Genomic DNA, 7477 nt, shown 5'->3' on the forward strand with positions numbered 1-7477 from the left:
GGCCTGGACGGGTGCGGCGGCGCTGGCGGCCGGGCTCGGCCTCGGCCTGGTGTACACGGCGCAGCACGGCCCGGCCCCGCGTCCGGCGGTGACGGCCACGCCCGCGCCCGGGGGCTAACCCAGCAGGACGACGGCCAGTCGGCGCGGGCCGTGCACGCCCTTGACCCGGATCATCTCGATGTCGGCGGTGGCGGACGGCCCGCTGACGAAGGTGAGCGGCCGGGCCGGGTCGAGCCGGCCGAGGGCTTCGGGCATCGAGGACACCACCCGGCGGGCTTCGACCACGCAGACGTGCAGGTCGGGCAGCAGGGTCGCGGCGCGGCGCCCCTGGGCGGGCCCGCCGTCGAGGACGAGCGTGCCGGAGTCGGCGACGGCGGCCGCGCAGCCGGTCAGGACGGCGTCGGTGGCGTCGAGTTCGGCCTTGCCGAGCGGCGGGCGGTCGACCCGCACCGGCCCGTCCCAGCCGGTGGTCCAGTCGGCGGGCAGTCCGTCGGGGACGACCAGGCTGCGGGCGCCCTCGTCGGCCAGTACCCGGGCGACGGCGGGTGCGGGGGCCGGGGCGCGCAGCACGCGGGCGCCGTACTCCTCGAGCCGTTCGGTGAACAGCGCGAGCACCGCCTCCCGGTCGCCGGGGTCGAGGCCGGGGGCGTGCCGGAGGTAGTGGCGGGGCGGTTCGGGGGCGGGCGGGACGGCGGCGGCGCGGATCCGGCGGAGGATCTCCTCCCGGGCGGTGCTGGTCATGCCTGGCCTCCTTCGTTGCGCTTCCACCAGCTGCGGAAGGACTCCTTGGGGACGTCGGGCAGCGCCCGGTTGTCGGTCCAGCCGGGGACGGGGGTGCGGGCGGGCAGCAGCGGCCCGACCAGTCCGGCGGCCTTGACAGCGGTCTTCCAGGCCGCCGGGCGGGCCATCACGGCACCGACGGTGTTCAGCGCGGCCCGTTCGACGGGGTGCTTCCCGCCGTCGGCGACCTGGGCGCGCAGGTCGAGCAGCACGTCGGTGAAGCGGATCCGGACGGGGCAGACCTCGTTGCAGGCGCCGCACAGCGTGGAGGCGTAGGGCAGCGAGGCGGTCTGCGGGTCGTCGGTGCCCTTGAGCAGCGGGTTGAGGATCGCGCCGATCGGCCCGGGGTAGACGGAGCCGTAGGCGTGGCCGCCGGTGCGCTCGTAGACGGGGCAGGTGTTCATGCAGGCGCCGCAGCGGATGCAGCGCAGGGCCTGGCGGCCGACGGGGTCGGCGAGGGCGCGGGTGCGGCCGTTGTCGACCAGGACGAGGTGGAATTCGCGCGGGCCGTCGCCGTCGACGGTGCCGGTCCAGGTGCTGGTGTAGGGGGCCATCCGCTCTCCGGTGGCGTTGCGGGCCAGCAGTTGCAGGAAGACTTCGAGATCCTGCCAGCCGGGGACGGTCTTCTCGATGCCGACGACGGAGATCAGGGTGTCGGGGAGGGTGAGGCACATCCGGCCGTTGCCCTCGGACTCGACGACGACCAGGGTGCCGGTCTCGGCGACCATGAAGTTGGCGCCGGAGACGGCGACCCTGGCGCCGAGGAACTTCTCCCGCAGGTGCAGCCGGGCGGCCTCGGCGAGTTCGGCGGGGTCGTCGGTGAGCCCTTCGGGGGCGGGGCGGCCGTGCCGGCCCATCTCGCGGGCGAAGATGTCGCGGATCTCGGCGCGGTTGCGGTGCAGCGCGGGGACGACGACGTGCGAGGGCAGGTCGTCGCCGAGCTGGACGATGGTGGCGGCGAGGTCGGTCTCGCGGGCGCTGATCCCGGCGGCCTCGAGGGCGGCGTCCAGGCCGATCTCCTCGGTGAGCATCGACTTGACCTTGACGATCTCGCGCTCGCCGGTGGCCCGGACCAGGTCGGTGACGATCCGGTTGGCCTCGGCGGCGTCCCGGGCCCAGTGGACGGTGCCGCCGGCCGCGGTGACCTTCTCCTCGACCTGGAGCAGGTAGCCCTCCAGTCCGGCCAGCACCCGGTCCTTGATCGCGGCGGCGCTGTCGCGCAGCTGCTCCCAGTCGGGGCGTTCGGCGGCGAGCACGGCCCGCTTGCCGCGGATGGTGTGGGTGGCGCGGCGCACGTTCTCGCGCAACTGCCGGTTGCCGACCTCGCGTTCGGCGGCCGCAGGGAACGCGGGCCAGCCCAGGAACGACCTTGTCATCGGACGGCCTCCACGACGGGGACGCCGGGCAGCGGCCCGTCCTGTTCGGTGCGGGCGAGGATCTCGGCGAGGTGCAGGGTGCGCACCGGCCGGCCGTCCCTGGTGAGCCGGCCGCCGATGTTCATCAGGCAGGAGTTGTCGACGGCGGCCAGTACGGACGCCCCGGTCTCCAGGACGTGCCGGGCCTTGTCGCCGTTCATCGCGCCGGAGACGGCCGGGTTCTTCACCGCGAAGGTGCCACCGAAGCCGCAGCACTCCTCGGCGGCGGGCAGTTCGACGTAGTCGATGCCCCGGACGGCGCGCAGCAGCCGGTGCGGCCGCTCCCCCAGCCCGGTGGCCCGCAGGCTGTGGCAGGTGGGGTGGTAGGTGACCCGGTGCGGGAAGTACGCCCCGACCTCCTCGGCGCCCAGCCGGTCGGTCAGGTACTCGGTCAACTCGACGACCCTGGGCGCGAGTTCGGCCACCGCACGGGCCAGCCCCGGGTCGCCCGCGGCTTCCGCGGCGAGCGGGTACGCCTCGGCGGGCATCCCGGCGCAGGACGCGGACGGGACGACGATCTCCTCGTACCCGTCGAAGGTGTCCACGAAGTGCCGGGCGAGCTTCGCGGTCTCCTTGCGGTAGCCGGTGTTGAAGTGCATCTGGCCGCAGCAGCTCTGGGCGGCCGGGAAGTCGACCTCGACGCCGAGGCGGCGCAGCAGGGTGACGGTGGCCCGGCCGGTGCCGGGGAAGAGGGTGTCGTTCAGGCAGGTGACGAACAGGGCGGTGCGGGAGCGCGGGGGGTTCGGGGGCATGCCCGCATCATAGATGCAAGCTTAGATGCAAGACAGGAGGCGTGACAGAATGTCCGGGTGACGACCGAAGCCCTCCCCACCGCCGACCGGGCCTACCAGCACGTCCGCACCCGCCTGCTGGACGGCACCTGGCCCGGCGGCACGCTGCTCTCCGAAGGCACCGTCGCCACCGAGCTGGGCATCTCCCGCACGCCCGTCCGGGAGGCGTTCCTGCGCCTGCAGTCCGAGGGCTTCCTGCGCCTCTACCCCAAGCGCGGCGCCCAGGTCGTCCCGATCGCCCCGGGCGAGGCCCGCGACGTCCTCGCCGCCCGGGTCCTGTTCGAGCACGCCGCCCTCGACACCCTCGCCGCCCGCGGCCCCGAAGCCCTGACGGCCGCCGCCGCGAGCCTGCTGGCCGCCTGCGAGCACCGCGACCCGCACCCCGTCGAGGCCGGCCGCCACTTCCACCTCACCCTGCTGCGGGCCGCCGGCAATCCCGTCCTGACCTCCCTCTACGAGAGCCTCTGGGACCGGCAGGTACGCGTCTCGGCCGCCGCCACCGCGACCGCCCCCCACGCCGAGCAGGACCACGCCGAACACCTCGCCCTGGCCCGCGCCCTCGCCGTCCCCGACCCCGCCCTGGCCCGCGAACTGGTCACCGCCCACGCCGAGTCCCTGCTGGCGCGGATCACTTGAAGGCAGGCGCAGGGGAACGAACCAGGGGCTCGGGGAACGGCGAGCCCCGGTCTGCTGACGGTTCACTGCCGGAGCGCGCATCGGCTTTTGGTTCTGTCACTACGACGCAGCAGCACGAACCTCCGATGGGCTCCGACCGTCAGCAGCACGGACTCGCCGTTCCCCGAGCCCCTGTTGTGGATCCCGCCGTTCTTACCGAGCCCCTGTCGGGACTCCCTGGCGGCGCTCTCCCTTGCTTCTACCGGCCGCGCAGCTCCCGGTAGCGGTCGACCAGGTTGGCGGTCGAGGCGTCCAGCGCTTCGGTGCCCTCGCCGGTGAGCAGCACCGGCTCGATCTTCTTGGCGAGCACCTTGCCGAGCTCGACGCCCCACTGGTCGAAGGAGTCGATGTTCCAGACCGCGCCCTGGACGAACACCTTGTGCTCGTAGAGGGCGATCAGCTGGCCGAGGACGTGCGGGGTCAGCTCGGTGGCCAGGATGGTCGTGGTGGGGTGGTTGCCGCGGAAGGTCTTGTGCGGGACGAGTTCGGCGGGCACGCCCTCCGCGGCGACCTCCTCGGCGGTCTTGCCGAAGGCGAGCGCCTGGGTCTGGGCGAAGAAGTTGGCCATCAGCAGGTCGTGCTGGGCGACCAGGGCGGGCTGCAGGTCGGCGACCGGCTTCGCGAAGCCGAGGAAGTCGGCGGGGATCAGCTTGGTGCCCTGGTGCAGCAGCTGGTAGTAGGCGTGCTGGCCGTTGGTGCCGGGGGTGCCCCACACGACGGGGCCGGTCTGCCAGTCGACGGGGTTGCCGTCGCGGTCGACGGACTTGCCGTTGGACTCCATGTCGAGCTGCTGGAGGTACGCGGTGAACTTCGACAGGTAGTGCGAGTACGGGAGGACCGCGTGCGCCTGGGCGTCGAAGAACGCGCCGTACCAGACGCCGAGCAGGCCGAGCAGCAGCGGCACGTTCTCCTCGGCGGGGGCGGTGCGGAAGTGCTCGTCGACCAGGTGGAAGCCGGCCAGCATCTCCTGGAAGCGCTCGGCGCCGATCGCGATCATCAGCGAGAGGCCGATCGCCGAGTCGTAGGAGTAGCGGCCGCCCACCCAGTCCCAGAACTCGAACATGTTGGCGGTGTCGATGCCGAAGTCGGCGACGCCCTGCGCGTTGGTGGACAGCGCCACGAAGTGCTTGGCGACGGCCTCGTCCCCGGCGCCGAGCTGCTCCAGCAGCCAGCCGCGGGCGACGACCGCGTTGGTGACGGTCTCGATGGTGGTGAAGGTCTTGGAGGCGACGATGAACAGCGTCTCGGCGGCGTCCAGGTCGCGGACGGCCTCGTGCAGGTCGGCGCCGTCGACGTTGGAGACGAAACGGACCGTCAGGTCGCGGTCGGTGTAGGAGCGCAGCACCTCGTAGGCCATCGCGGGGCCGAGGTCGGAGCCTCCGATGCCGATGTTGACGATGTTGCGGATCCGCTTGCCGGTGTGGCCGGTCCAGGCGCCGGAGCGGATCCGCTCGGAGAAGGCGGCCATCCTGTCGAGGACGGCGTGCACGGCGGGCACCACGTTCTCGCCGTCGACCTCGATCACGGCGCCGCGCGGGGCGCGCAGCGCGGTGTGCAGGACGGCCCGGTCCTCGGTGGTGTTGATCTTCTCGCCGCGGAACATGGCGTCGCGCAGTTCGGCGACGCCGGTGGCGGCGGCGAGTTCGCGCAGCAGTTCCAGGGTGCGGTCGGTGACCAGGTGCTTCGAGTAGTCGACGAAGAGGTCGCCGACCCGCAGGGTGTAGCGCGTGCCGCGGTCGGGGTCGGCGGCGAACAGCCCGCGCAGGTGCTGCTCGCCCAGCTCGGCCCGGTGCTTCCCCAGCGCGGCCCACTGCGGGGTGCGGTCCAACGGGGTCCGGCCGTTGGCGGGGGTGTCCGACATCGGTTGCTCCTAGCGTCATACGGGGTGCGGGTACCGGCTGGTCCCGGCGGGAGGGTTGCGCCGGTCCGGCGGGCACGCGTGCGTGTGCCGGCTCCGTCGACGGCCTTGCCCGCCCCCAACCCTATGCCCTGGGGGCGGCGGGCCGGTGGTCCACCACGGGTGGTCGACGGGACGTCACTTCCGCGCCGACTGGAGGTCGAGCGCGCGCAGCACCCGGTCGGCGACCTCGGGGTCGGCGCCGGCCTCGCCGCGGGCGGTCAGGACCTCGCGGCGGGAGGCGGCGATCATCTCCTGCTCGACGGCGAACGCCTGCCGCCACTGCTTGCCGCGGCGCTTGGCCTCCAGCGCCTCCTCCTCCTCGTACTTCTCCGGGCAGAGCCGGGCGAGGCGGTCGTGCTGGCGCTCGCGCAGCCGCTCGGTGATCTCGGGCGGGAGCTGGTCCTCCTCCTCCAGTTCGGCGAGCCGGTGCAGTCCGGCCTTGGCGGCGCGCCACCACAGCTCCCGGACGGCCCGCTCGTGCTCGTCGTGGGCGTCGTCCAGGCCCAGCAGCTTGACCACGTACGGCAGGGTGAGGCCCTGGACGACCAGGGTGAACAGCACGACGCTGAAGGCGATGAAGACGATCTCGCTGCGGGCCGGGAACGGCAGCCCGTCGTGCAGGGCGAGCGGGATACCGAGCGCGAGGGCGACGGTGGCCACGCCACGCATGCCGGACCACCACAGGACGACGGTCTCCCGCCAGCTGATCGGGGTGTCCTCCTCGCCGTGGGTGACCCGCCGGGAGAGCCAGGCCGCGGGCAGCAGCCACAGCAGGCGCAGCAGGACGACCACGGCGAGGACGATCGCGGTGTCGCCGATCATGGTGTGCCAGGTGTCCTTGACGTCCTGGACGACGGTGGACAGCTCCAGGCCGATCAGGCCGAAGGCGACGCCGGTGATCAGGGTCTCGACGATCTCCCAGAACGCGTTGCCGACCAGCCGGTAGGAGACCTCGTCGGCGTCGGAGGCCCGGTCGGCGAGGTAGAGCGCGCAGACCACGACGGCCAGCACGCCGGAGCCGTGCGCCTCCTCGGCCAGCACGTAGGCGGCGAACGGGACGAGCAGGTTGAGCGCGACCTGCTGGGTCGGGTCGTCCAGGAACCCGGCGATCCTGGCGTTCAGCCAGCCCAGCCCGATGCCGACCGCGACCGCGACCACGGCGGAGAGCAGGAAGCGCTCCACCGCCCGGCCCACCGACAGGTCGCCGTCGACGACGGCCTCGACGGCCAGCGAGTAGATGACGATCGCGGTGACGTCGTTGAACAGGCCCTCGCTCTCCAGCACCGCGGTCAGCCGGCGGGGCAGCCCGACCTCGCCGGCCACCGCGACGGCGGCCACCGGGTCGGGCGGGGAGACCAGCGCGCCGAGCGCGACGGCGGCGGCCAGCGGTGCGGCGGGCACCAGCCAGCTGAACACGCCGGCCACCGCGGTGGTGGTGACCACCACCAGGGCGACGGCCAGCAGCAGGATGGAGCGGATGTTGGCCTTGAAGTAGCGCACCGAGGAGCGCCGGGCCACCGCGAAGATCAGCGGGGGCAGCACCAGCGGCAGGATGAACTCGGGATTGATCTGCACGTTGGGGATCTGCGGGACGACCGCGAAGACCAGCCCGACCATGGTCATCAGCACCGGCTGCGGGATCCCGCTCCGGCGGGCCAGCGGCATCGTCACCACCGAGGCGAGCAGGACCAGGAAGAGCAGGGTCAGCTGGCCCACGGTGGTTCCTCTCGGCAGGTGCGGGGTGCGCCGGCTTCAGCATACGTCCGCGCCCCGGCCGGGCCGATTGTGTGTTTCAGGCGCTGACCAGGTAATGTTCTCTCCGTCAGCAGGCGCCGCTAGCTCAGTTGGTTAGAGCAGCTGACTCTTAATCAGCGGGTCCGGGGTTCGAGTCCCTGGCGGCGCACAGACGGTCGAGA

At 72.9% G+C, this 7477-nt stretch carries 6 protein-coding genes and 1 tRNA gene; 2 read left to right on the top strand and 5 right to left on the bottom strand.

The genetic code is table 11. The features are described from left to right. Nucleotides 1–114: 114 nt before the first annotated feature. From ACFUEL_RS30975 to ACFUEL_RS30985, 3 genes are read right to left on the bottom strand one after another with little or no spacing between them, the layout of a single operon-like run. Entirely contained in the window at nt 115–741 is a 627-nt protein-coding gene (locus ACFUEL_RS30975; RefSeq protein ID WP_380240106.1) for a lactate utilization protein C, read from the bottom strand. Further along, nucleotides 738–2156 carry a LutB/LldF family L-lactate oxidation iron-sulfur protein gene (locus tag ACFUEL_RS30980; protein WP_380240107.1) on the bottom strand — a complete coding sequence of 473 codons (1419 nt, stop codon included), beginning with the start codon at nt 2154–2156 and terminating at the stop codon, nt 738–740. Before ACFUEL_RS30980 ends, ACFUEL_RS30975 begins: the two co-directional genes overlap by 4 nt. Then, nucleotides 2153–2947, bottom strand: a complete 795-nt coding sequence (locus ACFUEL_RS30985) for a (Fe-S)-binding protein (protein ID WP_380240108.1) — start codon at nt 2945–2947, stop codon at nt 2153–2155. Before ACFUEL_RS30985 ends, ACFUEL_RS30980 begins: the two co-directional genes overlap by 4 nt. A gap of 57 nt (nt 2948–3004) precedes the next feature. Here ACFUEL_RS30985 and ACFUEL_RS30990 point away from each other — a divergent pair, with 57 nt between their 5' ends. Then, a complete protein-coding gene (locus ACFUEL_RS30990; protein WP_380240109.1) occupies nt 3005–3622 on the top strand; it encodes a GntR family transcriptional regulator in 618 nt (205 codons plus the stop codon). A gap of 238 nt (nt 3623–3860) precedes the next feature. Here the strand turns inward: ACFUEL_RS30990 and pgi are convergent, their stop codons facing one another. After that, nucleotides 3861–5522 (bottom strand): glucose-6-phosphate isomerase, encoded by a 1662-nt coding sequence (gene pgi, locus ACFUEL_RS30995; protein WP_380240110.1) that lies wholly within the window; start codon nt 5520–5522, stop codon nt 3861–3863. 174 nt (nt 5523–5696) lie between these two features. Next, entirely contained in the window at nt 5697–7277 is a 1581-nt protein-coding gene (locus ACFUEL_RS31000) for a Na+/H+ antiporter (protein ID WP_380240111.1), read from the bottom strand. A 113-nt stretch (nt 7278–7390) separates the two neighbouring features. Between ACFUEL_RS31000 and ACFUEL_RS31005 the strand changes: the two genes are divergently transcribed. Further along, a tRNA-Lys gene (locus ACFUEL_RS31005) sits at nt 7391–7464 on the top strand. Nucleotides 7465–7477: the final 13 nt, after the last annotated feature.

The organism is Kitasatospora sp. NPDC057198 (genome assembly GCF_042670125.1).
In the GTDB taxonomy this organism is placed as follows: Bacteria; Actinomycetota; Actinomycetes; order Streptomycetales; family Streptomycetaceae; genus Kitasatospora.